This window comes from Rhizobium nepotum 39/7, from assembly GCF_000949865.1.
GTDB classification, from domain to species: Bacteria; Pseudomonadota; Alphaproteobacteria; order Rhizobiales; family Rhizobiaceae; genus Agrobacterium; species Agrobacterium nepotum.
The window spans coordinates 1-22,644 of record NZ_JWJH01000011.1 but is presented as its reverse complement, the minus strand read 5'-3'; the positions used below and the strand labels follow the sequence as shown (position 1 = coordinate 22,644).

The 22,644-nt window shown below is 59.4% G+C and carries 23 protein-coding genes; 6 read left to right on the top strand and 17 right to left on the bottom strand.

Annotated features, from left to right (window positions below; all coding sequences use genetic code 11):
- The first annotated feature begins 56 nt into the window (after positions 1-56).
- The gene (locus tag RS75_RS12650; protein ID WP_045020937.1) at positions 57-1,052 is read left to right on the top strand and encodes a transporter; all 996 of its coding nucleotides are present in this window, start codon (positions 57-59) and stop codon (positions 1,050-1,052) included.
- 61 nt (positions 1,053-1,113) lie between these two features.
- Here RS75_RS12650 and RS75_RS12645 read toward each other — a convergent pair whose 3' ends face one another.
- The 4 genes from RS75_RS12645 to RS75_RS12630 all read right to left on the bottom strand — a co-directional run bounded on the left by RS75_RS12645 (position 1,114) and on the right by RS75_RS12630 (position 4,842).
- Positions 1,114-1,629 carry a BA14K family protein gene (locus RS75_RS12645; RefSeq protein ID WP_045020934.1) on the bottom strand — a complete coding sequence of 172 codons (516 nt, stop codon included), beginning with the start codon at positions 1,627-1,629 and terminating at the stop codon, positions 1,114-1,116.
- Positions 1,630-1,853: 224 nt separating this feature from the next.
- Complete coding sequence (locus RS75_RS12640) at positions 1,854-2,318, bottom strand: BA14K family protein (RefSeq protein ID WP_045020932.1); 465 nt, start codon at positions 2,316-2,318, stop codon at positions 1,854-1,856.
- Positions 2,319-2,507: 189 nt separating this feature from the next.
- Positions 2,508-3,590 (bottom strand): hybrid-cluster NAD(P)-dependent oxidoreductase, encoded by a 1,083-nt coding sequence (locus tag RS75_RS12635; protein WP_045020929.1) that lies wholly within the window; start codon positions 3,588-3,590, stop codon positions 2,508-2,510.
- Positions 3,591-3,597: 7 nt separating this feature from the next.
- Positions 3,598-4,842 (bottom strand): aromatic ring-hydroxylating oxygenase subunit alpha, encoded by a 1,245-nt coding sequence (locus RS75_RS12630; protein ID WP_045021163.1) that lies wholly within the window; start codon positions 4,840-4,842, stop codon positions 3,598-3,600.
- Between the two features lie 332 nt (positions 4,843-5,174).
- Between RS75_RS12630 and RS75_RS12625 the strand changes: the two genes are divergently transcribed.
- The 3 genes from RS75_RS12625 (at position 5,175) to RS75_RS12615 (ending at position 8,363) form a co-directional block, all read left to right on the top strand.
- Positions 5,175-5,783 carry a DUF6656 family protein gene (locus RS75_RS12625; protein WP_045020927.1) on the top strand — a complete coding sequence of 203 codons (609 nt, stop codon included), beginning with the start codon at positions 5,175-5,177 and terminating at the stop codon, positions 5,781-5,783.
- A 120-nt stretch (positions 5,784-5,903) separates the two neighbouring features.
- Positions 5,904-6,881 (top strand): L-threonylcarbamoyladenylate synthase, encoded by a 978-nt coding sequence (locus RS75_RS12620; RefSeq protein WP_045020925.1) that lies wholly within the window; start codon positions 5,904-5,906, stop codon positions 6,879-6,881.
- Positions 6,882-6,929: 48 nt separating this feature from the next.
- Positions 6,930-8,363, top strand: a complete 1,434-nt coding sequence (locus RS75_RS12615; RefSeq protein WP_045020922.1) for an FAD-binding oxidoreductase — start codon at positions 6,930-6,932, stop codon at positions 8,361-8,363.
- A 26-nt stretch (positions 8,364-8,389) separates the two neighbouring features.
- On the opposite strand, the gene RS75_RS12610 is transcribed toward RS75_RS12615, so the two are convergent.
- Positions 8,390-8,908, bottom strand: a complete 519-nt coding sequence (locus tag RS75_RS12610) for a glycosyl transferase (RefSeq protein ID WP_045021161.1) — start codon at positions 8,906-8,908, stop codon at positions 8,390-8,392.
- Between the two features lie 201 nt (positions 8,909-9,109).
- On the opposite strand from RS75_RS12610, the gene RS75_RS12605 reads away from it, so the two are divergent.
- Positions 9,110-10,267, top strand: coding sequence for a PA0069 family radical SAM protein (locus RS75_RS12605; protein WP_045020921.1), 1,158 nt, complete (start codon positions 9,110-9,112; stop codon positions 10,265-10,267).
- Between the two features lie 337 nt (positions 10,268-10,604).
- Complete coding sequence (locus RS75_RS12600) at positions 10,605-11,258, top strand: ribonuclease HII (RefSeq protein WP_045020920.1); 654 nt, start codon at positions 10,605-10,607, stop codon at positions 11,256-11,258.
- 152 nt (positions 11,259-11,410) lie between these two features.
- Here the strand turns inward: RS75_RS12600 and RS75_RS12595 are convergent, their stop codons facing one another.
- From RS75_RS12595 to RS75_RS12540, 12 genes are all read right to left on the bottom strand, one after another.
- The gene (locus tag RS75_RS12595) at positions 11,411-12,004 is read right to left on the bottom strand and encodes a GNAT family N-acetyltransferase (RefSeq protein ID WP_045021159.1); all 594 of its coding nucleotides are present in this window, start codon (positions 12,002-12,004) and stop codon (positions 11,411-11,413) included.
- 140 nt (positions 12,005-12,144) lie between these two features.
- Entirely contained in the window at positions 12,145-12,783 is a 639-nt protein-coding gene (locus tag RS75_RS12590) for a CatB-related O-acetyltransferase (RefSeq protein WP_045020919.1), read from the bottom strand.
- Positions 12,784-13,122: 339 nt separating this feature from the next.
- On the bottom strand, positions 13,123-13,608 hold the full coding sequence (locus RS75_RS12585; RefSeq protein ID WP_045020918.1) for a F0F1 ATP synthase subunit B: 486 nt from the start codon (positions 13,606-13,608) through the stop codon (positions 13,123-13,125).
- Position 13,609: 1 nt separating this feature from the next.
- On the bottom strand, positions 13,610-14,251 hold the full coding sequence (locus tag RS75_RS12580; protein ID WP_045020916.1) for a F0F1 ATP synthase subunit B: 642 nt from the start codon (positions 14,249-14,251) through the stop codon (positions 13,610-13,612).
- Positions 14,252-14,331: 80 nt separating this feature from the next.
- On the bottom strand, positions 14,332-14,559 hold the full coding sequence (locus RS75_RS12575; RefSeq protein WP_003494147.1) for a F0F1 ATP synthase subunit C: 228 nt from the start codon (positions 14,557-14,559) through the stop codon (positions 14,332-14,334).
- A 73-nt stretch (positions 14,560-14,632) separates the two neighbouring features.
- Positions 14,633-15,382: a F0F1 ATP synthase subunit A gene (locus RS75_RS12570; protein ID WP_045020913.1), complete on the bottom strand. Its 750-nt coding sequence runs from the start codon at positions 15,380-15,382 to the stop codon at positions 14,633-14,635.
- A gap of 61 nt (positions 15,383-15,443) precedes the next feature.
- On the bottom strand, positions 15,444-15,809 hold the full coding sequence (locus tag RS75_RS12565; RefSeq protein WP_045020911.1) for an AtpZ/AtpI family protein: 366 nt from the start codon (positions 15,807-15,809) through the stop codon (positions 15,444-15,446).
- Between the two features lie 270 nt (positions 15,810-16,079).
- The gene (locus RS75_RS12560; RefSeq protein WP_045020907.1) at positions 16,080-17,243 is read right to left on the bottom strand and encodes a cell wall hydrolase; all 1,164 of its coding nucleotides are present in this window, start codon (positions 17,241-17,243) and stop codon (positions 16,080-16,082) included.
- Between the two features lie 314 nt (positions 17,244-17,557).
- Complete coding sequence (locus RS75_RS12555) at positions 17,558-19,477, bottom strand: potassium transporter Kup (protein WP_045020905.1); 1,920 nt, start codon at positions 19,475-19,477, stop codon at positions 17,558-17,560.
- A gap of 15 nt (positions 19,478-19,492) precedes the next feature.
- Positions 19,493-20,470, bottom strand: a complete 978-nt coding sequence (corA, locus tag RS75_RS12550) for a magnesium/cobalt transporter CorA (protein WP_045020903.1) — start codon at positions 20,468-20,470, stop codon at positions 19,493-19,495.
- A gap of 338 nt (positions 20,471-20,808) precedes the next feature.
- Positions 20,809-21,951: an Mrp/NBP35 family ATP-binding protein gene (locus RS75_RS12545; protein WP_045020901.1), complete on the bottom strand. Its 1,143-nt coding sequence runs from the start codon at positions 21,949-21,951 to the stop codon at positions 20,809-20,811.
- A gap of 101 nt (positions 21,952-22,052) precedes the next feature.
- Positions 22,053-22,644 (bottom strand): ABC transporter substrate-binding protein (locus RS75_RS12540; RefSeq protein WP_045020899.1); only part of this gene is annotated, 592 nt, incomplete at its 5' end.

Sequence of the window (22,644 nt, the reverse complement as noted above, 5' to 3'; positions counted from 1 at the left end):
CCGTCTTGGGGCGACGGACGTCTCCCCCTCCCATTTCGCCGGTCAGGACTGCCACGATGGATCTCATAACGCCCGCTATCCCCGGCCTTGTCTGGGCCTATCAATTCCACCCCGGAACAGCGCCGTGCAGACGGCTTGCGCCCGATGAGGGCTTCGGCGAGATGGCCGAATGCGAGGGGTTCTTCTGGCTGCATCTCAATCTCGCGGATCAGCGGGTGACCGCCTTTCTCGAGACGATCGATGGCCTCGATCCGGCGGCGCTGGCAAGTCTCACCACCCATGAGACACATCCCTCCATCACGGTGGATGAAAAATCGCTCTATGGCACGCTGGTCGATTTCCAGCGGGAATTCGATCAGGAAACGCGCGATTTCGGATGGCTGCATTTCGCGGTGAGCGACCGTTTCATCATTACCACCCGCTTGCAGCCGCTGCGCTCGGTGGACCGACTGAAAGCGGCGGTTGACAAAAATTCCAACCGCTATCTCACACCCGCCCATGTCTTCGAGGGCCTTGTCGCGGAGTTCCAGCGTTCGCTCATCAGCCTCGTGATTGAAACGACCGAGGAGCTGAACGCCATCGAGGATATGGTCTATGACAGCGAGAACCGTGACGAGCGGCGGCGTCTTGCGCCGCTCAGGCGAACGGTCGTGCGCCTGCACCGGCATCTGCGCACCGTGCTGACCCTGATGCGGCGGGCCTCCGCTGCAAACGAGGATGAAATGCCCGATGGTTTCGAGGATGTCGCCTCACGGTTGATGAGCCGCCTCGAGGCTGTCGATCACGACGTCTACGCCTTACAGGAGCGCGCGAGACTGCTGCACGAGGAAATCGATTCCAAACTCTCGTCCGAGACCAACCGACACCTTTATATCCTGTCGCTGATGACGGCGTTCCTGCTGCCACCATCGCTGGTGACGGGTTTCTTCGGCATGAATACGGATGAGCTGCCATTTACGGTCGGCACAGGCGGCACGCTTTCGGCCAGCATCTTCATCGTGATTTCGGTCATGCTTGCCTGGTTCGTGCTGAAACGGGCACGCATTCTCTGAAAACAAAAAAGCCGCCCGGATCGTTGCCGGACGGCTCTTGTCGGTTCAATTCGTCCTTCTATCAGCTGTAAGGCGAATAGCAGGGCTGGCGTGGGCCGTGATAGGGCTGGAACGTGTTGCTATAGGCATCGTAGGAACGATAGCGACCATAGCACCAGTTCACATGCGACTGGCTCATGCCGCCACGGCGCACCGGACGGTACTCGCGATAGACCGGGCGCGGACGATATTCCGGCACCGGCCGGTAGACCTCACGCGGCTGCGACAGGGCGCCGCCGATGATCGCGCCCGTCGCGAAGGCTGCGAGCGGGAACCAGTAGCCGTCATGATGGCGATAGCCTGGACGGTAATCGCGATAACCACGATGGCCGCCATACCAGCCGCGACGATCACCCCAGTCACCGCGACGTTCACGCCAATATTGCACATTCACGATGTTCTGGCTGGCGTCGTTGCCTGCGGTCTCGACGCTCTTCGGCGCCATCGACAATGGCATTGCCTCAGCGGGAACGATCGCTCCTGCAACCACGATCGCAGAAAGACCGACAGCCAGGATATTCTTCACATAGCTTCTCATCTGACTTCCTCCATTCACGACGGTCAACAGGCCGTTACGCGTGAATAATAACATCTTTTTCTTCTCGTTCGGCCAGTTTGTAGGTTCTGGCTGCAACTTTACAGGATACAGGCTAGGCGGTTGTGCCTGAACCCAGCATTAACGGCGTTGTCACACCTCGTTTATCGAAATCGGCGTCCTGAAAGCAAAAGCCCGGATCAGATCCGGGCTTTCGAAAACCGTCCTTAACGGCTGTAGGGCGACACGCACACCCGGCGCGGGCCGTTACTCGGCTGGTAGCTATTGTCGTAGGCGCGATACGAGCGCCAGCGGTTCTGACACCAGGAGACATGGCTGCCGCCATAGGCCGGCCTCGGCTGCGACACGGCACCGCCGATGATCGCACCTGCTGCAAAGGCCGCCAGCGGGAACCACATTCCATTATGATAACGGTAGCCCGGACGGCGGTCGCGATAGCCGCGATGGCCATTATAGTAGCCGTCACGCGGCGGGCGCGGACGATACATCCGGTCCCCATACCTGCGGTCGCCTCGGCGGTCCCATTCGCGGTACTGCACCGGCACAACATTGTCGGCGGTGATCGCCGGCTTCGGCATCGGAACAGGCGCCTGGAACGCCTGCGACGGCGTAAAGCTTGTCAGGAACAGGACGATCGCTGTGGCGACACTCGTTCTCCGGATATTCATCATGGTCTTCCTCCGTTTGCTCGCGCGTGTTGAGCCGCGCTTTCACCCACTCACTCTTGTCGGAGATATGGGTCAGCCCCCATTTAAAACACCCGAAAAGAATTCAACGCGATGCAAACGCGTTCAAGGAAGATTGGTTCCCAAACAAAAAATGGGTTTCAGGACAAGGAGATGCAGCGTTTTCCCTGCCGGTCAGGCTTCCACTTTCACATCGGTCAAGGGCCGCGAACAACAGGCAAGAATATAGCCTTCCTCGATTTCATCATCGAGAATGCCGCCATTGTGGTTCATCTCCACTTCGCCGGAAAGCTTCAGCACCCGGCAGGTGCCGCAAATCCCCGATTCGCAGGCGGCACCGATGCGGACGCCGGCGGCGCGCGCCGTCATCAGAACCGTCTGGCCGGGCTGGCACGGCACTTCCTTGCCGGACAGCGTGAAACCCACCATCGACAGCGCTTCGCCATCCGCAGCGGTGTGGACGCTTTCACCCACGGCAACGGGGGCGGCCGGAGAGAAGCTTTCCTGATGATAACGGCTCATGTCGAAGCCGGAAGCATCCAGCATGGAGCTGATGGCAGCCATGAAAGGCCCCGGCCCGCAACAGAAAACGGTGCGGTCCATGAAATCCGGGGTCAAAAGCGCGATCTTGGCCTTGTCGACCATGCCCTTCAGGCCGGACCAGAGATCGGTGCGGCCGCAATTCTCCACGATGAAACCGAGCGACAGTTTCGGCATGAAGCGGGCAAGATATTCCAGCTCGTGACGGAACACGATGTCGGATGGCGAACGCGAACAATTGATGAAGGCGATGTCGCTTTGCGGCGCACGGTCGCTCATGTCGCGCACCATCGACATCATCGGCGTAACGCCGGAACCGGCCGAGATGAACAGATATTTCTCACCCGGATGCCGCACGTAGGAGAAATCGCCGAGCGGACCGAGCGCCCGGATTTTCATGCCGGGCTTCAGATTGTTGAACATCCAGCGCGTGCCGATGCTGGTGGCCTGCGCCTTGACCGTGACAGACAGGGCGTAGGGTCGCGACGGGCTGGACGACAATGTATAGGTTCGATAGAGCAGCTCCGCCCCCACCGGCAATTCCAGCGTCACGAACTGGCCCGGCAGATATCGGAACCAGTTCTGATCCTCGGAGCGGAACAGGAATGTCATCACGTCAGGCGTCTCGGGCGTCACCGAAATGCATTCCAAGAGGTGAAGCTTGTCGCTCCACGGCTTCATCTCATCTATGTGCTTGTAAGTCACAGCCATATTCATCTTCGCGTTACGCTACTGCCGAAAGCCGGGCCTTGTCGCCCGACAGCCGATCGACCATGAAATCGGTATACCAGTTGACGAACTGCATCACGCCACCCTCGTCTTCCATGGAATAGGGGCCGGGCTGGTAAGCGGGCGAACGGATGCCGAAGGCGTTTTCCTCGACGATGCGACGGTCCTGATCGTTGGTCTCGTTCCAGACGTGGGTGAGATCCTCAAGATCGTAATCCACGCCTTCCACCGCATCCTTGTGCACCAGCCATTTGGTGGTGACCATGGTTTCGTTGGCGCTCAGCGGCAGCACCCGGAAGGAAATGGTGTGGTCGCCGAGGAAGTGGTTCCAGGTCGTCGGATAATGGAACAGAAGCAGCGCGCCGATATGGCTGATGCTCACATCTTCCGACAGCGGCCGGCGCACGGCGCGTTTGCCGGACATGGTGTAGCTTTCCGCCTCGCCGATCAGCGGCATGCGGGCGACACGGAACTGGCCCTTCGGATCGATCTTGAAACGGCTTGGCAGGCCGGCGGCCTCGCAGCGCGCCCAGTGGCCGCCGATTTCCGGATCGCTCGCACCGCCGTCCGTTCCCGTAACGCTCGGGTTTTCAGGATAGGTGCGGCAGAGTTCCGGGTGGTTGGCGGCGCAATGGTAGCACTCGCGGTTGTTTTCCCAGACGAGCTTCCAGTTGCCCTTTTCGATGATCGTGCTTTCATGCGCGACCTTGGCTTCCCAGATGCGGTGCGGAGCCATGTAGCTTTCGACCTCGGCGCGCATCGGCGCGAAATCGGCGGGCTGGTCGGCAAGGCAGATGAAGACGTAACCGGCAACGGTTTCACAGTGGACCGGCTTCAGGCCGAATTCAGCCTTGTCGAAATCATCGCCCATATGGCGGGCGAACAGCAGCTTGCCATCCAGATCGTAGGTCCACTGGTGATAGGGACAGACGAGACGGGCGGACTGGCCCTTATGAGAAGAGCAGACGCGGGAACCGCGATGGCGACAGGAATTATGGAGAGCGCGAATTTGTCCATCGCGACCGCGAATGACGATGACGGAATAGGCACCGACCTGAAGGGTGATGTAGTTACCGGCCTTCGGCACCTCGCAATCGTGGCCGGCGAACAGCCAGTCGCGATACCAGATCGTTTCCATATCCAGCTGGAAATAATCCGGGTCCGTGTAGAAGGGCTGTTCCAGGCTGAAACCTTCGCGGCGGTTCTTCAGCTGGCGCAATACGGTATCACGCAATTCCATGGCCAAATCCTCGATCAAACCGCCCTGCCCCACACCATTTACGGGGCTGCGGAAGTATGATCCCATCTAAACACCGGCGGGTATTTGCAGCAGCGCAGACAGCGACATCGGCTTCCGCATTGGCGACAAATTGCGACATGCGCAAATGGCCGCCACACGCCATTCCGCTGCGAAATCCGGCAGCTATTGCGCACCCGCAACCACGTCGCAATATGACACGCAATGTCGCGCGGGACGCTCTCCACCCGTCAAAAAACAGGGGTTACGGCGCAACGGAGTTTTAACGAGCCCTAAATTACATTGCCTGACCGACAGCAACGAGGGCGTTCCGGGTGGAGAAGGCGACACGCATACGTTATTTCGATGCGGGCAAACATTCGGTCGCGCCGATACGGTCCAAAACCGCGCATTCGGATTTCCTGCGGACCGGGCGCATCAGCCGCTACGAAGAACGCTGGCTGCCGAAGGATCGCGTCTATTACAGCCATGAGGAAGTGGCGGCGATGACCGGGCGTAAGCTCGAGGCCGCCGCCGATTCCACCCATGGCCGTCTCAACGGTTTTCACCAGTCCATCCGTTTTCCCAAGATGGTCTTTCCCCATTTGCTCGACGACCGGCCGCATCTTGGCTATTGCCATGTCACGGCGGCGAAGACCAGTTTCGATGCCGAGCGCCACGTACTCTGGTCCTTCTATTTCGCGAATTTCTTCGCCGAGCTGAGCGGGTCTGAAAACTTCTTCGAAAACATCGATCCGCGCTATTCCCGGATGTATTTCGCCGTCGCCATCAACGCCCTTCCCAACCGGGAAATCGCCATCGATACCTCCTTCCATCGCAGCGGCCTGCTGTTCCAGACCCACGATCCGCGCGTGGCCCTGAAAAACGTGCTTATGCTCGGCACGCGCTCGGAAGAGATGCGCAAGATCATCAAGGCGATATAAAAGCCACGATAGAGCGCGTCACGTTCCCTGCCGTAACTGCTGCGCACTTTCGGGCGGCATGCATTTGCACTTTCCATAACGGCGTTAAATACGCTATTGACCGCCCTGAAAGGCAGCACCATGGCGCGTCATATAGATATCGAAAACGAGCGGGAAACCGCCTTGCAAGCGGCCGCAGAGGAGCTTTCCCGCGGCCAGCCCATCGCCCTGCCGACCGAAACCGTCTACGGCCTTGCTGCCGACGCAACCGATCCGGCGGCCATCACCCGTATCTACGAAACCAAAGGCCGTCCGCAGTTCAATCCGCTGATCTGCCATATGGCCGATATCGCCATGGCCGAGCGTTATGCCACTTTCGATCCCGTGTCGCGGAAGCTTGCGGAAGCCTTCTGGCCCGGCCCGCTGACGCTGGTTTTGCCGCTGAAACCGGCAAGCGGCATCCACGCGCTCGCGACAGCGGGGCTCGACACCGTCGGCATCCGCGTGCCTCAGGGTTTTGCCGGTGATCTGATCCGCCGGTTCGGCAAGCCGCTGGCCGCGCCCAGCGCCAACAGTTCCGGCAAGATCAGCCCGACCAGCGCCGCCCATGTCGAGGCTGATCTGGGTCAGAGGATCAACCTCATTCTCGATGGCGGTGCTGCATCCGTCGGCGTCGAATCCACCATCGTCAAGGTGGAGGAGGACGGGCGCGTGCGGCTGCTTCGGCCCGGCGGCATCGTCACCGAGGAGATTGAGCGTATCACCGGTGCGCAGCTGGAGAGGCCGGAAAAGGCATCCGCCGCCATCGAGGCGCCCGGAATGCTCGCCTCGCATTATGCGCCCGGCGCCATTGTCCGCCTTGACGCCACATCCGTTTCTCCCGGCGAAGCGCTGATCCGGTTCGGCGGCATCGCCATTGCAGGCGAAGAGACGGCCCGCGCCGTTCTCGACCTCAGCCCTTCCGGCGACCTTGCCGAAGCGGCCGCCAATCTGTTCGATTACCTGAAAGCCGCCGATGCGAGCGGTGCTGCGTCAATCGCGATCACAACCATTCCCGCCCATGGTCTCGGAGAGGCGATCAACGACCGCCTTTCCCGCGCCGCCGCGCCGAGAGACTGACGGCACTCCACCATTTCGCCCACCGTTTCAAATGACAGCGAGACACCCATGACCATTGCCGCCGCCACTTCCGATACCCTCGACCGCTTCACCGCCATCGTCGGCGAGAAGAACGCGGTGCGCGACGCTGCGGAAATGGCGCCGCGTCTCGTGGAAAATCGGGGGCTTTACCATGGTGCCTCGCCGCTGCTCATCAAGCCCGGCACGGTCGAGGAGGTTGCAGCCATCCTGAAGCTTGCGAGCGAGACCGGCACGCCCATCGTGCCGCAGACCGGCAATACCGGCCTCGTAGGCGGCCAGACGCCGCGTGCTGACGGAACCGACATCATCCTCTCGCTCGAACGCATGAACCGCATCCGCGACATCGATCCCGTCGCCAATACCATCGTGGCGGATGCCGGCTGCATTCTCGACGATATTCACAAGGCTGCATCGACCGTGGAGCGGATGTTCCCGCTGTCGCTCGGCTCGCAAGGGTCCTGCCGTATCGGCGGCAACCTCGCCACCAATGCCGGCGGCACCGCCGTTCTGGCATACGGCAATATGCGCCAGCTATGCCTTGGGCTGGAAGTGGTGCTGCCGACCGGCGAAATCTGGAACGGGCTGCGCCGGCTGAAAAAGGACAATACCGGCTACGACCTGCGCGATCTCTTCATCGGCTCGGAAGGCACGCTCGGCGTCATTACCGGCGCTGTGCTGAAGCTTTTCCCCGTGCCGCTCGGCCATCAGGTGGCTTTTGCGGGGCTTGGCTCCACTGAGGACGCGCTGAAACTGCTCGAAATGGCCTCGAACCTCTGCGGCACGGCGCTGACCGGCTTCGAACTGATGCCGCGCATCGGCGTCGAATTCACCGCGAAACATATTCCCGGCGTGCGCGATCCACTGGAAAAGCCGCATGACTGGTATGCGCTCATCGATATTTCCACCTCCGATTCGGAAGAGACGGCCGAAACGATGATGCAATCTTTGCTGGAGCGCGGTTTTGAGGCCGGGCTGGTCGAGGATGCGGTGATCGCCGCATCGGAGGCGCAGCGGCAGGCGCTCTGGCACATGCGCGAAAGCATGTCCGATGCGCAGAAACCGGAAGGCGGGTCGATCAAGCACGATGTTTCCGTTCCGGTGTCAAAAATACCGGAATTCATGGCCACGGCGGAAAAGGCTGTTCTCGCCGCCATTCCGGGCGCCCGCATCTGCGCCTTCGGTCATCTCGGCGACGGCAACATCCATTACAATATTTCCCAGCCTGTTGGTGCGGACAAAGCCGAATTCATCGGCCGTTGGCGGGATATGAACGAGATCGTGCACGGCATTGTGCTGTCGCTCGGCGGCTCGATTTCGGCCGAACACGGCATCGGCCAGCTAAAGCGCGACGAACTGGCCGCCATCCGGCCCGGTATCGAAATGGAATTGATGCGGCGGATCAAACACGCCTTCGACCCCGCCGGCATCATGAACCCCGGCAAAGTGCTCGCCGCCCGTTAGGCTGGCGGCATCGTCATCGTGACAGGTTAATTGGAAGGCCGGGCCGTCCAGGCCGGAACCAGTTCCGCATTCAGGCGGCGCGGTTTTTGCGCGTGTACGAGTTGCGTCAGCCCCATGCCGGATTTGGCGATCGCCACCGCATGTTTCTTCGGCATCAGGTAACCGCACTCCAGGGGAGGCTGACGGCGCACTATCCGGCTGAAAAACGGTCGCTTGTGGTAACGGGAAGGCGAGAAACGTGCGGGCTCTGCGCACACCGCCACATATTCCAGTATTTCCTCGATCCAGCCGCTCTGCGGACGGGCGCCCGGTTCGACCAGCAGGATCCAGTGTCCGCGCGCCGAACGTATGACATCCTCAATGTCCCACTGCACATAAAAACGGCAGCCAGCGGCGTCGGCGACGCGCGACGACCCATCGCGCGAACCGTGATCGAGGATCACCACATCGCTTACAAGCCCTTCCACGGCCCCGGTTACAAGCGCAGACAGCGTGTGCGCCAGTTCCGGTTCCTGATCCCGGCATTCCATTATGACTGTCAACATATGCATAGCTCTAACGCATCGCACAATAAATTGCCACTCCGCCCGCCACGAGATAATTCACGATTTTTGTTCTTGTAATGTTCTCGTTCCTGCTGTAGGAATTTAATCATTCGAAGAGGCGATGAAACGCCGGTTCGAACGGAAACGGTTTAGGGCGTTGAACGTGTCTTGAGAGGCGCGCGGCGCCCTGGGAGCATCCAGATGAGAGACCATACGCTTTCGGGGCAGGCTGCCTTCCAGCCGAGCCATACGCCTGACATTGCCAATGCGCTGGCCGATGCTTCGGGCCTGCGGATCGAGATCGACCGCCGTCGCGGGCGTGGCGCCGGAATTAATCCGGGCGGACGCTTCGAGGCGCTGCAGCGCGAGGTTTTCGACGATGGCTGGCAAACCCTGGAGGAGCTGCCGGAGTTCCGCACCGAGGTGCAGGTGGAAAAGCCGCGCAGCATCATCAGCAGCAACGAATCGCCCGACATTCCGTTCGACCGTTCCATCAATCCCTATCGCGGCTGCGAGCATGGCTGCATCTATTGTTTCGCCCGCCCTACGCACAGCTATATGGGGCTTTCGGCGGGGCTGGATTTCGAGGCGAAGCTGTTCGCCAAGCCGGATGCGGCCAAATTGCTGGAAAGGGAGCTTTCGAAACCGGGCTACAAGCCGCGCGTGATCGCCATCGGCACCAATACCGACCCCTACCAGCCGATCGAACGTGAATGGCGCATCATGCGGCAGATACTGGAAGTGCTGGCAAAGGCCGACCACCCCGTCGCCATCGTCACCAAATCGGCCCTGATCAGACGCGATATCGACATTCTGGCGCCCATGGCCAAAAAGGGGCTCGCCAAGGTGGCTATTTCCGTGACGACGCTGGATCGCAAACTGGCACGCAGCATGGAACCGCGCGCCGCCACGCCAGACAAACGCCTGGAAGCCATCAAGACACTGACCGATGCCGGCATTCCCGTTGCGGTGATGATGGCGCCTGTCATTCCAGCGCTCAACGATCATGAGATCGAACGGGTTCTGGAGGCCGGCAAGGCCGCCGGTGCCAGCGAGGCTTCTTATGTGCTGCTGCGCTTGCCGCTGGAGGTTAGCCCCCTCTTCCGCGACTGGCTGCTGCGCAATTACCCGGACCGCTACCGGCACGTCATGTCGCTGGTGCGCTCCATGCGCGACGGCAAGGATTACGACGCAGAATTCGGAAAACGCATGAAGGGCGCCGGTCCCTATGCCTGGCAGATCGGCAGGCGTTTCGAAATGGCGACAAAACGGCTTGGCCTCATCCGCCGCGGCATTCACCTGCGCGACGATCTCTTCGTACCGCCTGGTGGCACAGGAGTGCAATTGTCGTTGCTTTGAAATATCGACCCCACTTGTTCGATCGAGGGCGCGGCACAGTGCGCGCAGCCGATAACGAGCGGTGCTGACCAATTAAGAGTGGCGGCCCTGTCCTCTCGATAGGGCCATGCTTTTGACGAAATGCCCGGCGGGTTTTCCCTGGCCTGCCGGACATCACCCCCCGGAACCCGCCGCCTCGCGTGCGATCGTTTTTCCTCCGCCGCCCCGTTGGAGGATCAAAGGTCATGACGACCTAAGGGGCACGGTCGGCCACGCCCCTTGACCGGCCGGCCGCGCCCGTCATCGCCCGCTTCCGGGGGCTTGCAGGAGATCGGGTGTGTGTGCGAGTTTCTGCCGCATGAAACGCAGCACCGCACCCGATTCTCCTGCCCTCTTTGATCTTGCCGATACCGGCCCGGATTTTTCCTTCGAACTGGAAGCGAAAAAGAAGGGCCTCTGGCCCGTGGCCGGCACGGATGAGGCTGGCCGGGGTCCGCTTGCGGGACCGGTGGTTGCGGCAGCCGTCATTCTCGATCCGGATAATATTCCAAAGGGTCTCGACGATTCCAAGAAGCTGACCAAGCTGAAACGCGAAAACCTGTTTCTGCAGATCATGGAAACGTCGATAGTTTCCGTCGCCTCCTCTGGCCCCGGCCTGATCGACACCATGAATATTCTGCGCGCCAGCCTCGACGCCATGCGCCGCGCCGTACTCGGCCTCGAAACCTCCCCCGCCCTCGTACTGGCCGACGGACGCGACAAGCCACCCGGCATCGCCTGCGAAGCCAAGGCCGTCATCAAGGGCGATTCCCGCTCCCTCTCCATTGCAGCCGCCTCGATCATCGCCAAGGTAACCCGCGACCGGATGATGGAACGGGCGAGCACAGTGCATACACGCTACGGCTTCGAAGGCCATGTCGGCTACGGCACACCGGCGCATCTACGCGCCATCGAAAGCGAAGGCCCCTGCCCGCTGCACAGGATGAGCTTTCGGCCGCTGAAGCGGGATTGATTGCGGCGAGGCAATGGAGGTCCGGCCATAACTTCCGTTATTGGCCCATTGCGGTCGTTGACACTGCCAAATCCGTTAAGTAGCTCCAACTTCGGCGTGGGTAGCGACGAGCGTTCCCGAGCAGTTTTTAGGAAAGATCGGATTGTCGTAAATTAGGGCTTCCGTGATGCTGCAAAAGGTGGGGTGGCGCGCGATTTCCATTCCGTAGCAAGAACGGCATAGATGTACTCGTCTCCCCAAACGTCTCTGAAACGATCATTCTGGATCAAATGCGCTTCCCGACGCAATCCCAGGCGCTCCACCACACCGACCGAACCCGCGTTTGCCGCATCCAGTCGCGCGAAAATTCGGTGAAATCCGAACGAGGAGAAGCCTGCGTCGATCATCGCCGCAACCGCTTCCGTCGCATATCCATTTCCGGCGAAGGCGGGATTGAAAATGTATCCAACCTCTCCTTGCATCGCATCCAAGCTCGCCAGCTTCAACAGGACTTCACCGATCAGCGCCTTGTCATTCTCCCGCTCGACGGCCAATCGATAGGTGTCGCTGTCACGCTCGAATGGTGCGTCCAGTATCTTCAAAAATTGCTCTTGCAAGTCATCTCCTATCGGAGGTGCGGCATATAGATAACGATAAACCTCTTGCAGAGAATGGTAGGCTGCATAGTCGGGAAAATCACCTATCCTGAATTCACGCAGGATAAGGCGGTCTGTCGAGAGCGGTGCGTCTAGTCTTTGAAATTGCATCAAGTATCCAATCTGATGGCTTGCCCCACCGCTGAAAGCTCGATGAAAGCGACCGTTTTGCATGGTCTCTAAATAGGTCGTTTTCCGCTGCGAACAATGACCGCAATTCGTTCAATACGAGCGCTGGGAACGCCCGACATTCATCCTCCAACTAGCCTGAGTGCGCCCATGTCACCGCTGCTAAGTGCTGCCAGATTGGCTTCGATTTTATCTATCGGCCAGTTCCACCAAGCGAGATGAAGCAGCTCGCTGATGACTTCGCTGGAATAACTCATTCGGATAATAGATGCCGGATTTCCTCCGACAACTGCATAGGGCGGTACGTCCCGGGCAACGACCGAAGCGGCAGCGACAATCGCGCCCGAACCTATGTGGACACCCGGCATAATTGCCGCGTTCTGGCCGATCCATACGTCGTGATTTACAACCGTGTCCTTAAAAGGCAGGTCTTTGTAACCAAAGGTCTCGGGTTTGAAGATACGAAACGGATAGGTGGTGAAGCCAGTCATCGGATGGTTTGCAGAGCTGGTAATGAAGTAGCTTCCTCTCGCAATCTGGACAAACTTACCGATCACTAGCCGTTCGCGAACGCCATGACCGAGATAAGGTGCCAAAATCATGGCTGTGTCTTCGGGCTTTCCAGAATGCGTGTAGTAGCTGAAATCCCCGATCTCCATGCGCGGATGATCTATGACGTTCTTCAGATACACTGTGTCCCTGTATACAGTCCCATCGGGCAAGGTGATCGGATATATGGCATTTGCGTCGAGAAGAGCCATGGAGAACCTTTTCAAGCATACTGTTAGCCAGCCGCACCGAAGCAGCATCCCGTTGATATCTGCGGGTGACTTTGTGGCAACAAGGCTAGTGTCTCCGAGCTGGGAAATCCATCATGGGCCGGGTATCGCCCCAATGAATAATTTTGATGTCTAAACCTCTGGGGTCGGAGGCTTCCGCGTTCCCACTCTGCAATCGACGCGATTGAATTGAAAACACTATAACCAAAGGGGTGCCAGTCCCCACCCCCCGGCACCACATCTCTAATCAGCTTCATCAACTCAAACAAAAAACCCCTCGCGGCCGGAGCCGGAGGGGTTTTGAATAGTCCGATGATGAACTTAATTCAGCTTCGACTTCACTTCGCCGATGGTGTTGGCGAAAAGTTTGGCTTTTGCGGCAGCGGTGGTCTTTTCGGCAATGAGCTTCTCGGAAGCTGCAATGGCGATATCCACGGCGGCGGCACGAACGGCGCCGATGGCGTCTTCTTCGGCCTGCTTGATCTTCTGTTCCGACAAGGCCGTGCGGCGGACGACGAATTCTTCCGTCTTCTGCTTGGCTTCGGCCGTAAAGGCGGCGGCTTCACGCTCGGCAGCGGCAACGATGCCGGCTGCTTCCGCTTCGGCTTCCTTACGCTTGCGCTGATATTCGGCCAGCAGGTGCTGGGCCTCTTCACGCAGGCGCTTGGCTTCGGCCAACTCGTCCTGAATGTTCTGCGCGCGCTCGTCCAGAGACTTGGAGAGCATGCCCGGAACCTTGAGATAGGCGATCAGGACGAAGAAAAGGATAAGGCCGACGAGAGCGAAAAATGATGCATCAAACGCCATATCAGGCTCCCTTCACAGTCGAAGCGGCGGCAATGGCGGCCTTGACGTCGGTATCCTTGACCTTGGCGCCGACCAGCTGGTCAACGATCGCGGTCGCGGTTTCCTCGGCGATCGCGCCGACATCGGCAAATGCCTGTTCCTTGACGTCCGCAATGCGCTTTTCGGCGGCGGCAAGCTTTTCAGCAAGTCCTGCCTCGATCGCAGCGCGGTCGGCATCGGCTTTCGCCTTGGCGGCGTCACGTGCCGCGGAGCCTATCGAGCTTGCCTTGGCGCGGGCTGCCGCGAGTTCTTTTTCATAGGTTTCGACGGCTGCGTCGGCTTCGGTTTTCAGCCGTGCCGCTTCGTCGAGATCCTGTGCGATGCGTCCATGACGGTTTTCGAGAATGCCGCCGACGCGAGGAACGATGACCTTCTGCATAAGCAGATAGAAAAGGCCGAACGTGATCGCCAGCCACAGGACCTGCGATGCATAAGTAGACTGGTCGAACGGCGGGAAAACGCCGGAAGTACCGTGTTCAGCGCCGTGCGCTACACCGGTTTCCGTGTGCGTGGCTTCCGGCTGCGGCTGGCCGACGGCCGGAGTTTCCGTATGCGTTTCACCTACGGTCGGTGCTGACTGGGCATAAGCCTCGGTCACGAACATGCTCACCTCCAGGGGGACTGCAAATGCGAAGGATCACGGCACGCTGTTGCGCGAGCCGTGATCCAGACCTGATGCTGCTATTAGACAGCGAACAGGAGAAGAAGAGCAACGAGCAGCGAGAAGATGCCCAGAGCTTCCGTAACGGCGAAGCCGAATACCAGACGGCCGAACTGGCTGTCGGCAGCAGAGGGGTTGCGCAGTGCGCCGGAGAGGTAATCACCGAAGATACGGCCGAGTGCGAGGGACGTACCAGCCATGCCGAGGCATGCGAGACCTGCGCCGATGTACTTTGCTGCTTCCGCTTCCATGTGAGACTCCTTGAGATATAGGTTGTTGCGGCTATTTTTTGGCGCCCGTTACCGGGGCCAGCGACTTTACTTCTCAGTGACCACCATGCACGGCGTCGTTCAGGTACATGCAAGTCAGTACCGCGAACACATAAGCCTGCAGGAAGGCAACGAGAAATTCGAGAGCGGTCATTGCGACCGTCATGATGAGAGGCAGGACAGCACCGCCGACACCGAGCGCGCCGAGCGCACCCATGGAGGCGACGAAGCCTGCGAAAACCTTGAGCGTGATGTGGCCGGCCAGCATGTTCGCGAAGAGACGAACCGAAAGGCTGATCGGGCGCGACAGGAACGAAATCATTTCAATTGACGCGACAAGCGGCAAAAGCGCCTTCGGCACACCCGAAGGGGCGAAGATGCCGAAGAAATGCAGGCCGTGCTTGTAGAAGCCATAAACGATGACCGTGCCGATGACGAGGCAGGCAAGCGCGAAGGTGACGATGATCTGGCTGGTGACCGTAAAGAAATACGGGAACATGCCGAGAAGGTTCGCCGTCAGCACGAACATGAACAGCGAAAAGACGAATGGGAAGAACACCATGCCCTTCTTGCCGGCGCCTTCGCGCAGCATGGAGGCGATGAATTCATAGGACATTTCGGCAACGGACTGCATGCGGGTCGGGATCAGACCGCGGCTCGACGTTGCGAAATAAAGGAAACCGGAAGCGGCGGCCACGGTCGCGACCATGAAAAGCGACGCATTGGTGAAGGAAAAATCGACGCCGCCAATTTCGATCGGAATGATCGGCTGCACCAAGAACTGATGGGTCGGATCGTTTGCCACCGGCTGCCCTCTTTACCTGTTGCCGCGCCCGCGCGGCATCTCAACTGCAAGAAAAAACAGCTTAAACGCCGCCTTTTCCACCCTCGTCTCGTTTGTCCGCCTTCTCCAGCAGCGGCGGCTTGGCCACCGCGCCCGTGGAGCGCAACACATTCAATACGCCTGCGCAGAAACCGAGAAGGAGAAGAACGATCATCCCCCACGGCGTCGTGCCGACAAAATAGTCCAGAAGATAACCCAGCATAGCGCCGACCACGATGGCCGAAATGAACTCCGATGAGAGCTTCACCGCCATCGCAAAACCTTTCCGGTTTTCCGCAGCGTTGGTCTCCGCCCTCACTTCCGCCTCATCCTCCGCCTTCACCTTTGCCAACTCTTCGGCAAGGCGCTTGCGACGCTCGTCCAGACTATCGTCACGGTTGCCAGTCATCCTAGAATCCCACCCATTTTCTCCGTTCCAGCCATGCCAGAACCCTTTGGAGTTGTAAACGGTGACGGATTAAGCCTGTTCCAGCCCGCTCTGAAGTCGCGCGCAACATAGTTTTAGGGGCTTCGCTAGTCAAGGCACTGGCGCAGCTTGTTTCGATACAAATTTATCGTTGAAAAACAATCGCTTGATGCCAAATCGCGGTTTGGCGGCGATGTTTCGCGAGGGAATCGGCATTTTTGACACGCAAATTGCGACAAATTGGCGGTGGTATCAGCTCCAGCCGCCACCATAGGTTCGATAAAAGACGTGCAAGCCTATCCTGCCGACCTTCTTCATGGATTTTCCCCAGGCAGGACGAACATAGACGGCATGATAATGAGTCGCCGAACCGACTTCCGTCAGCCAGATCTTGCCAGCGGTGGTGGCCATGGCAACTTCGCGCGCCATTTTCCAGTGCCGTTCGGAATTCACCCGGTCCTTTATATTGTCGCAAGCGAAGGAAAACTGGCAGCGGTTGCGCCAGTCCTTGTTCTGGTAGACCACACCGCAGATGGTTTTCGGATAGGTGGGGTTGCGCACGCGGTTGAGGATGACCTGCGCCACCGCCGCCTGTCCCTTGACCGATTCTCCGCGCGCCTCGAAATAAATGCCGGATGCGAGGCATTGCTGTTCGGCTGAGGAAAACACCTCGGCCGGCAGCGGGGTGGCCGCCCAGGCATGGTCTTCCTCGCTGATCTGCGGCACGAAACGCCCAGTCTCCGGCTTTTTCAAAATGGCATCGAACGGCGACTCGCGGGCGAAATCCGGTGCGGCCGGCGCATAAGCCGTGGCGAGAATGTCCGGGGTACGGTTGGTGACGAGTTCCGCCAGCATCGGCGAAACGCTCCTGTCCGCCTTCTTTTCCTCACGGCGGAAATAGAAGGAGGCGAGTTCCACATCGCTGCCGCGTTTCGGTTTGACGAAAGCCGTGCGATCCTTGCGCTTCAGCGGCTCTATATCCAGCATGCTGGTGCGCTGCAGAACGGAACCGGCGGTGAAGGCCTTCGGCGGCTGCATGATTTCGGTTGCGACAATACGGCCTTTTTTGGCGGCGCGGTTGACCCGCTCGCTGTCGGGCGTCGTCTCTTCACCCTTCTTGTTGGTGACGAAGGCCACCTTGCGACCATCGGGCAGGGTCATGCCGCTGCCATGCAGCGCCGCCTCGCCTTCCGCATCATTAAAAGTGAGCGAGGCATTATGTACAGAGCCCGCCGGAGAGGCTGTCAGCACCATGCGCCATTGCTCGCCGCCATTGTCCAGCCCGGCCAGAAGCGAGGCGAGATCCGCACGCGCGGAGATGGAGGGAAAGACGAGCCAGGCGGCAAGGCCGAAGACGACGGGTGAAGCCCATTTCGCACTCCATACCTTAAAGGACGCGGAGGACCGACGACGCATTACACTTTTCGAACGCAAAACCAGCACTCCGAACACCGACAACCATATTTGCTACAGGTGTTCGAGAATCTCTTATTAACCTTGATGCTTGGTTAACGCCGCGCGGGGGCGCGGCTTCACGTTAATGTGTAAGGACATGCTAAAGCGCGTTGCGTGGCATAGGTCACATCGTTTACGGCTTCCCGACACCGTCATTCCGGCCTTGAGCCGGAATCCAGCCGACACGCGTCTGCGCGGCGGGAAGAGTCTTTTCAGCCCAAAGACTTGGGCTGGCTGGATTCCGGCTCAAGGCCGGAATGACGGCGGTGGACTTATCAGACGACGACGTGAGACCCGAGTTCCACCACGCGGTTGGCCGGAAGGCGGAAGTAATCCGACGGATCGGCGGCGGTTTCGGCAAGCGCTATGAACAGGCGGTTCTGCCAGCCCGGCATGCCCGATTTCGGATCCGGCACCAGCTTGCGGCGGCCGAGATAGAACGAAGTGGACATGATGTCGAACTTGTAGCCGGTGCGCCTGAGATAACCCAGCGCCTGGGTGACGTTCTGCGTTTCCATGAAGCCGAAATGCAGTTCGACCACGGCAAAACGATCGCTCAGCTTCGTCAGTGTGTAACGATTTTCGGGACGGACGCGCGGCTGATCCTCGGTGCGGATCGTCAGGATCACGTTCTTGTCGTGCAGGACGTGGTTGTGCTTGAGATTATGCAGCAACGCCGCTGGTGCGGCCTCCGGGTCGCCGGTCAGGAAAATCGCGGTGCCGGGCACACGCACCGGCGCATGGGCGCTTTCCTTTTCCACCGATGCGACGAAAGCCTTCAACGGCACATCGCTGCGGCGGGTCTTGGCGAAAAGGATTCTCGAGCCGCGCTGCCAGGTGGTCATGATGATGGTGAAGGCGATTGCCAGCAGCACCGGCACGTAACCGCCATCATGTATCTTGAGCAGGTTCGCACCGAGGAAAATCAGTTCCAGCAGCAGCAGCGGCGCGAGCACGGCAATCGCCAGCCAGACGGACCATTGCCAGCGTTTGCGAACGAATTCGAAGAACATCAGGCTGGTGACGACCATGGCACCGGTGACGGAAATGCCATAGGCCGTGGCCAGCGCATCCGAACTCTTGAAGGTGATCACCAGGGCCACGACGCCGAACAGCAGGATGGTGTTGACGGCGGGAAGATAGATCTGCCCCGTATTGGTTTCCGAGGTGAAGAGGATTTCCATGCGCGGCAGATAGCCGAGATGGATCGCCTGACGCACGAGCGAAAACGCACCTGTTATGACCGCCTGGCTGGCGATGATGGTGGCGGCGGTCGCCAGAATGACCGCCGGCAGGATCGCCCATTGCGGGAACATCAGATAGAACGGATTGGACATCGCCGCCGGGTCTTTCAGCACCAGCGCGCCCTGCCCGAGATAGTTCAGCGTCAATGCCGGGAACACCAGACAGAACCACGCCCACTGGATGGGACGGCGGCCGAAATGCCCGAGATCGGCATAAAGCGCTTCGGCACCGGTGATCGTCAGGAAAACCGCGCCGAGCACGATAAAGCCGTGAAACCCTTCATCGATCAGAAATTCCACCGCGTGCCAGGGATTGAAGGCGAAGAGGATGCCGAAATCATCGGCGATGTGAATGAGGCCAGCCAGCCCCATGATGATGAACCAGACGGCCGTGATCGGTCCGAAGAATTTCGCCACCGTTCCCGTGCCGTGCGACTGGATGGCGAACAGGCCGATAAGAATGCAGACGGATATCGGGATAATAAAGTCGTCCATCGCCGGCGTGACCAGCTTCAGGCCTTCCACCGCCGAAAGCACGGAAAGCGCCGGCGTGATCATCGCATCGCCGAGGAACAGCGCCGCGCCGATGAGGCCGAGCACGATGAGAACGCCGCGATGGGTGCCCGCCGTCTTCATCAGCAGCGCCAGAAGCGAAAGCGTGCCGCCTTCGCCGTCATTGTCGGCGCGCAGCAGAAGCGTGATGTATTTGAACGTCACGATGATCGTCAGAGACCAGATCATCAGGGAGGTGAGGCCAATGACCTCGTCCCTCGTCACGCCGTCATAAGCGATCGGCCGCAGGGCTTCGCGGAAGGCATATAGCGGACTGGTGCCGATATCGCCGTAAACGACGCCGATGGAACCGAGGATCGCGGCGTAAAGCCCCTTGTTCTGGTGCTTGTCGTCCGCATCCGGTTTCTCGGCAACGTCCTTGTCTACGATCTGAGACATGATGATCCTGGCTCCTTAGAGCCAGCCCTTCCAGCGAAAAAAGAGAAACGGGATGATTGCGGACATCAGCATGACGACGAGCGCGACTGGGTAACCGAACGTCCAGTTCAACTCCGGCATGAGCTGAAAGTTCATTCCATAAATCGAAGCCACCAGGGTGGGCGGCAAAAAGACCACCGAAGCAATGGAGAATATCTTGATGATGCCATTCTGCTCGATATTGATGATACCGAGAGAGGCGTCCAGCAGGAATGTCAGATTGCCGGAAACGAAGGAGGCATGCTCGGTCAGCGACTGGATATCCCGCGCGATCGATTTGCCCTGTTCCCTCGCCTCCTTGTCCTGCTGCACCTGCGCACTTGTGTGCAGGAAGGTCTGCAGGCGTGCAAGCGATGCGAGACTGTCGCGAACCTTAGAGATCAGCCGGTGATAGGCGGCGATGTTCGTCAGGCGATCTTCGAGATAACGCGGCGCCTTGCGCTTGCTGCGCGCCTGGCTGCCGAGAATATCGGCGGCGAGATTGTCTATGCCGGCCACCGAGTTTTCGAGAATTTCCGCCGTGCGGTCGACGATGGTTTCAAGCAGCTTGAGCAGAAGTGCGGCACCGCTGCGCATCTCGTGCGGCACGCGGGTAATGGCGGCGATGAAGAGGTGAAACGATTTCGGCTCGGCATAACGGATCGTCACCAGACGTTTGCCGGCAAGAATGAAGGCGACATCGGTCAGGCGCGCATCATCCGAATCCGCCTTCCACACCAGGGAGGCGGTCATGAAGACATTGCCGTCCTGAATATAAAGACGACTGGACGGTTCGATATCCTTCAAATCCTCGCGGGTGGGCAGATCGAGCCCCAGCAGCTTTTCGACATGCTGCTCCTCCGTCCTGCTCGGATTGATAAGATCGATCCAGACGACGTCGTCGGGAATCTGTTCGGAGCCGTCGTCTGGCGACAGGCTGATCGCCTCGCAATTGGCGCGATAGGCTTTTATCAATCCGTTTCTCCGGTCCGCATCGCAGGCTTCAGCCGCAATGCTGCTTAACATATCCTGTTCAAGGTCGGCAAACCTTTGGACGACACTTCAGGGAACGCTGGAACCAGCGGGATTTTCACATCCCGCCAGACTGACGGACCAAGAAGCAAACGGCGGAGGCCTATGCTCCCAAAGCGAGACGCAATCAAGTAGTATTTTCTCGCGACAGCATTGCAAGCAACACATTTCTGGCGTTCAAATGCATCGATCCTTCCCGATGCAGCCAGTTAATATACTGTTTTTAAACAAACATTCTGGCCGGACAATCGCCCGGCCATTTTTCTTCCGCAGTCGATGCGCTATTCAAAAACGATTCTCGGTGCGGCTTTTCTTTCGTTCGCACCGATACGCGCCCAGACTTTTTCCGCAATGTCGCGATAGATGGCGGCCTGAGGGCCATCCGGTTCTGCGGCGACAACAGGCGTTCCGGCATCCGACATTTCGCGGATGGAAATGGTGAGCGGCACTTCGCCGAGGAACGGTACGCCGATCCGCTCAGCTTCCGCCTTTGCCCCGCCATGGCCGAAAATATCGTACCGCGCGCCGGTATCCGGGGCGATGAAATAGCTCATATTCTCAACGACGCCGAGGAGCGGCACTTCCACCTTGCGGAACATGGTAATGCCCTTGCGCGCGTCGATCAGCGCCAGATCCTGCGGCGTCGAGACGATGACGGCACCGGCAAGCGGCACCTGCTGAGCGATGGTCAACTGCGCATCACCTGTGCCGGGCGGCATATCAAGCACCAGCACGTCGAGTTGGCCCCAGGCGACTTCGCGCAGCATCTGCATCAATGCGGACTGAACCATCGGCCCACGCCAGATCATCGCCGCTTCCTCATCCACCAGAAAACCCATGGACATGACCTTCAGCCCATAATTTTCCATGGGAATGATGATGCGGTCTTCCTGCTGCTTCGGGCGGCCTGAAATTTTCAGCAGTCGCGGCAGCGAAGGGCCGTAGATGTCCGCGTCGAGCATACCGACCTTGAGGCCGAGCGCCTGTAGCCCGAGCGCCAGATTGACAGCGGTGGTCGACTTTCCGACCCCGCCCTTGCCCGAGGCAACCGCGATGATGGCGCCGACGCCGGGAACGCCGACCTTTGACGATCCGGGCTGCGCGGCCGGACGGCCGGTTGCAGCCGCAGGACGCGCCGGTGCTGGTGCGGGCGCCGGTTGCTGCGTGCCGGGTTTACGATCCGCAGTCAGTGCGACGACGGCGCCGGCGATGCCTTCAACGCCCCTGGCCGCCTTTTCCGCCGAAAGCCGCAACGGCTCCATCTCGGCGGCCTTGTCGGCCGGGACCGTAATCGAAAAATAGGCCTTGGCGTCGGCGATGAAGATTTCCGAGACCATGCCGAGCGCCACGATGCTTTTGCCGCTGCCCGGATAGATGACGGCTTCCAAAGCCTTTTCGACCTGGTGCTTGCTGACCTCTGCCATATGTTTACTCCACTACATCGTCCGGCCGGATAAGGGCTGCATTACGCGTCATCCATAGACAAGCCGGAGCACTTCGCCAATGCCCAAGCGCGAACAAGGGCTCAGATTTCGTCGTCCATGTTAAGTGTTTCCGGGTCGAAAACGCGACCATCGAAAAAACTGTCGGGGCCGAGGACGAGACCCGCGCGCGATGCGCCGACGTGGATCGGCTCCTGCAACGTGCCTTCCAGCTTCATGTTCGCGCCCGGCACCGGCACGAAAAGCGGTTTCATCGCCTTGCGGAAAATGTCCGGCCGGTAGGCGTTGCGCGCCGCCTCCACCACGGCCGCATCGAACCGACAATCGGCGGAAACCTCGCCCCAGCGCAACATCTGGCTGAAAAACCACAGGGCCTGGCTCTGCCAGGGGAAATTGGCGGCCTTCGCGCTCGTCACGAAAAACTCCGGATAACGCTGCATGTCCCTTTGCGAGGTGGAAATATACCCCGTCAGCGCCGGAAGCAGGAATTCACCGTTCTCGTCAATATAATGGGGTGCTGCGAGAATGCCGGTAAGCTCCTCGATATTGGCGGGATTGGCGCACCATTCTCCGGCGCGGTAAAGCGCGCGCAGCAGCCCTTCCAGCAGGGTGGCGTTCTCCTCCGCCCAGCCCCGTTTCACCGCCAGTATTTTTTCCGGCGCATTGTGCCAGATC

Coding starts and splice junctions, on each gene's coding strand:
- RS75_RS12650 (WP_045020937.1), top strand. CDS start 57: ATGGATCTCATAACGCCCGCTATCCCCGGCCTTGTCTGGGCCTATCAA.
- RS75_RS12645 (WP_045020934.1), bottom strand. CDS start 1,629: ATGAGAAGCTATGTGAAGAATATCCTGGCTGTCGGTCTTTCTGCGATC.
- RS75_RS12640 (WP_045020932.1), bottom strand. CDS start 2,318: ATGATGAATATCCGGAGAACGAGTGTCGCCACAGCGATCGTCCTGTTC.
- RS75_RS12635 (WP_045020929.1), bottom strand. CDS start 3,590: ATGAATATGGCTGTGACTTACAAGCACATAGATGAGATGAAGCCGTGG.
- RS75_RS12630 (WP_045021163.1), bottom strand. CDS start 4,842: ATGGAATTGCGTGATACCGTATTGCGCCAGCTGAAGAACCGCCGCGAA.
- RS75_RS12620 (WP_045020925.1), top strand. CDS start 5,904: ATGGCGCGTCATATAGATATCGAAAACGAGCGGGAAACCGCCTTGCAA.
- RS75_RS12615 (WP_045020922.1), top strand. CDS start 6,930: ATGACCATTGCCGCCGCCACTTCCGATACCCTCGACCGCTTCACCGCC.
- RS75_RS12610 (WP_045021161.1), bottom strand. CDS start 8,908: ATGTTGACAGTCATAATGGAATGCCGGGATCAGGAACCGGAACTGGCG.
- RS75_RS12605 (WP_045020921.1), top strand. CDS start 9,110: ATGAGAGACCATACGCTTTCGGGGCAGGCTGCCTTCCAGCCGAGCCAT.
- RS75_RS12600 (WP_045020920.1), top strand. CDS start 10,605: ATGAAACGCAGCACCGCACCCGATTCTCCTGCCCTCTTTGATCTTGCC.
- RS75_RS12595 (WP_045021159.1), bottom strand. CDS start 12,004: ATGCAATTTCAAAGACTAGACGCACCGCTCTCGACAGACCGCCTTATC.
- RS75_RS12590 (WP_045020919.1), bottom strand. CDS start 12,783: ATGGCTCTTCTCGACGCAAATGCCATATATCCGATCACCTTGCCCGAT.
- RS75_RS12585 (WP_045020918.1), bottom strand. CDS start 13,608: ATGGCGTTTGATGCATCATTTTTCGCTCTCGTCGGCCTTATCCTTTTC.
- RS75_RS12580 (WP_045020916.1), bottom strand. CDS start 14,251: ATGTTCGTGACCGAGGCTTATGCCCAGTCAGCACCGACCGTAGGTGAA.
- RS75_RS12575 (WP_003494147.1), bottom strand. CDS start 14,559: ATGGAAGCGGAAGCAGCAAAGTACATCGGCGCAGGTCTCGCATGCCTC.
- RS75_RS12565 (WP_045020911.1), bottom strand. CDS start 15,809: ATGACTGGCAACCGTGACGATAGTCTGGACGAGCGTCGCAAGCGCCTT.
- RS75_RS12560 (WP_045020907.1), bottom strand. CDS start 17,243: ATGCGTCGTCGGTCCTCCGCGTCCTTTAAGGTATGGAGTGCGAAATGG.
- RS75_RS12555 (WP_045020905.1), bottom strand. CDS start 19,477: ATGTCTCAGATCGTAGACAAGGACGTTGCCGAGAAACCGGATGCGGAC.
- RS75_RS12545 (WP_045020901.1), bottom strand. CDS start 21,951: ATGGCAGAGGTCAGCAAGCACCAGGTCGAAAAGGCTTTGGAAGCCGTC.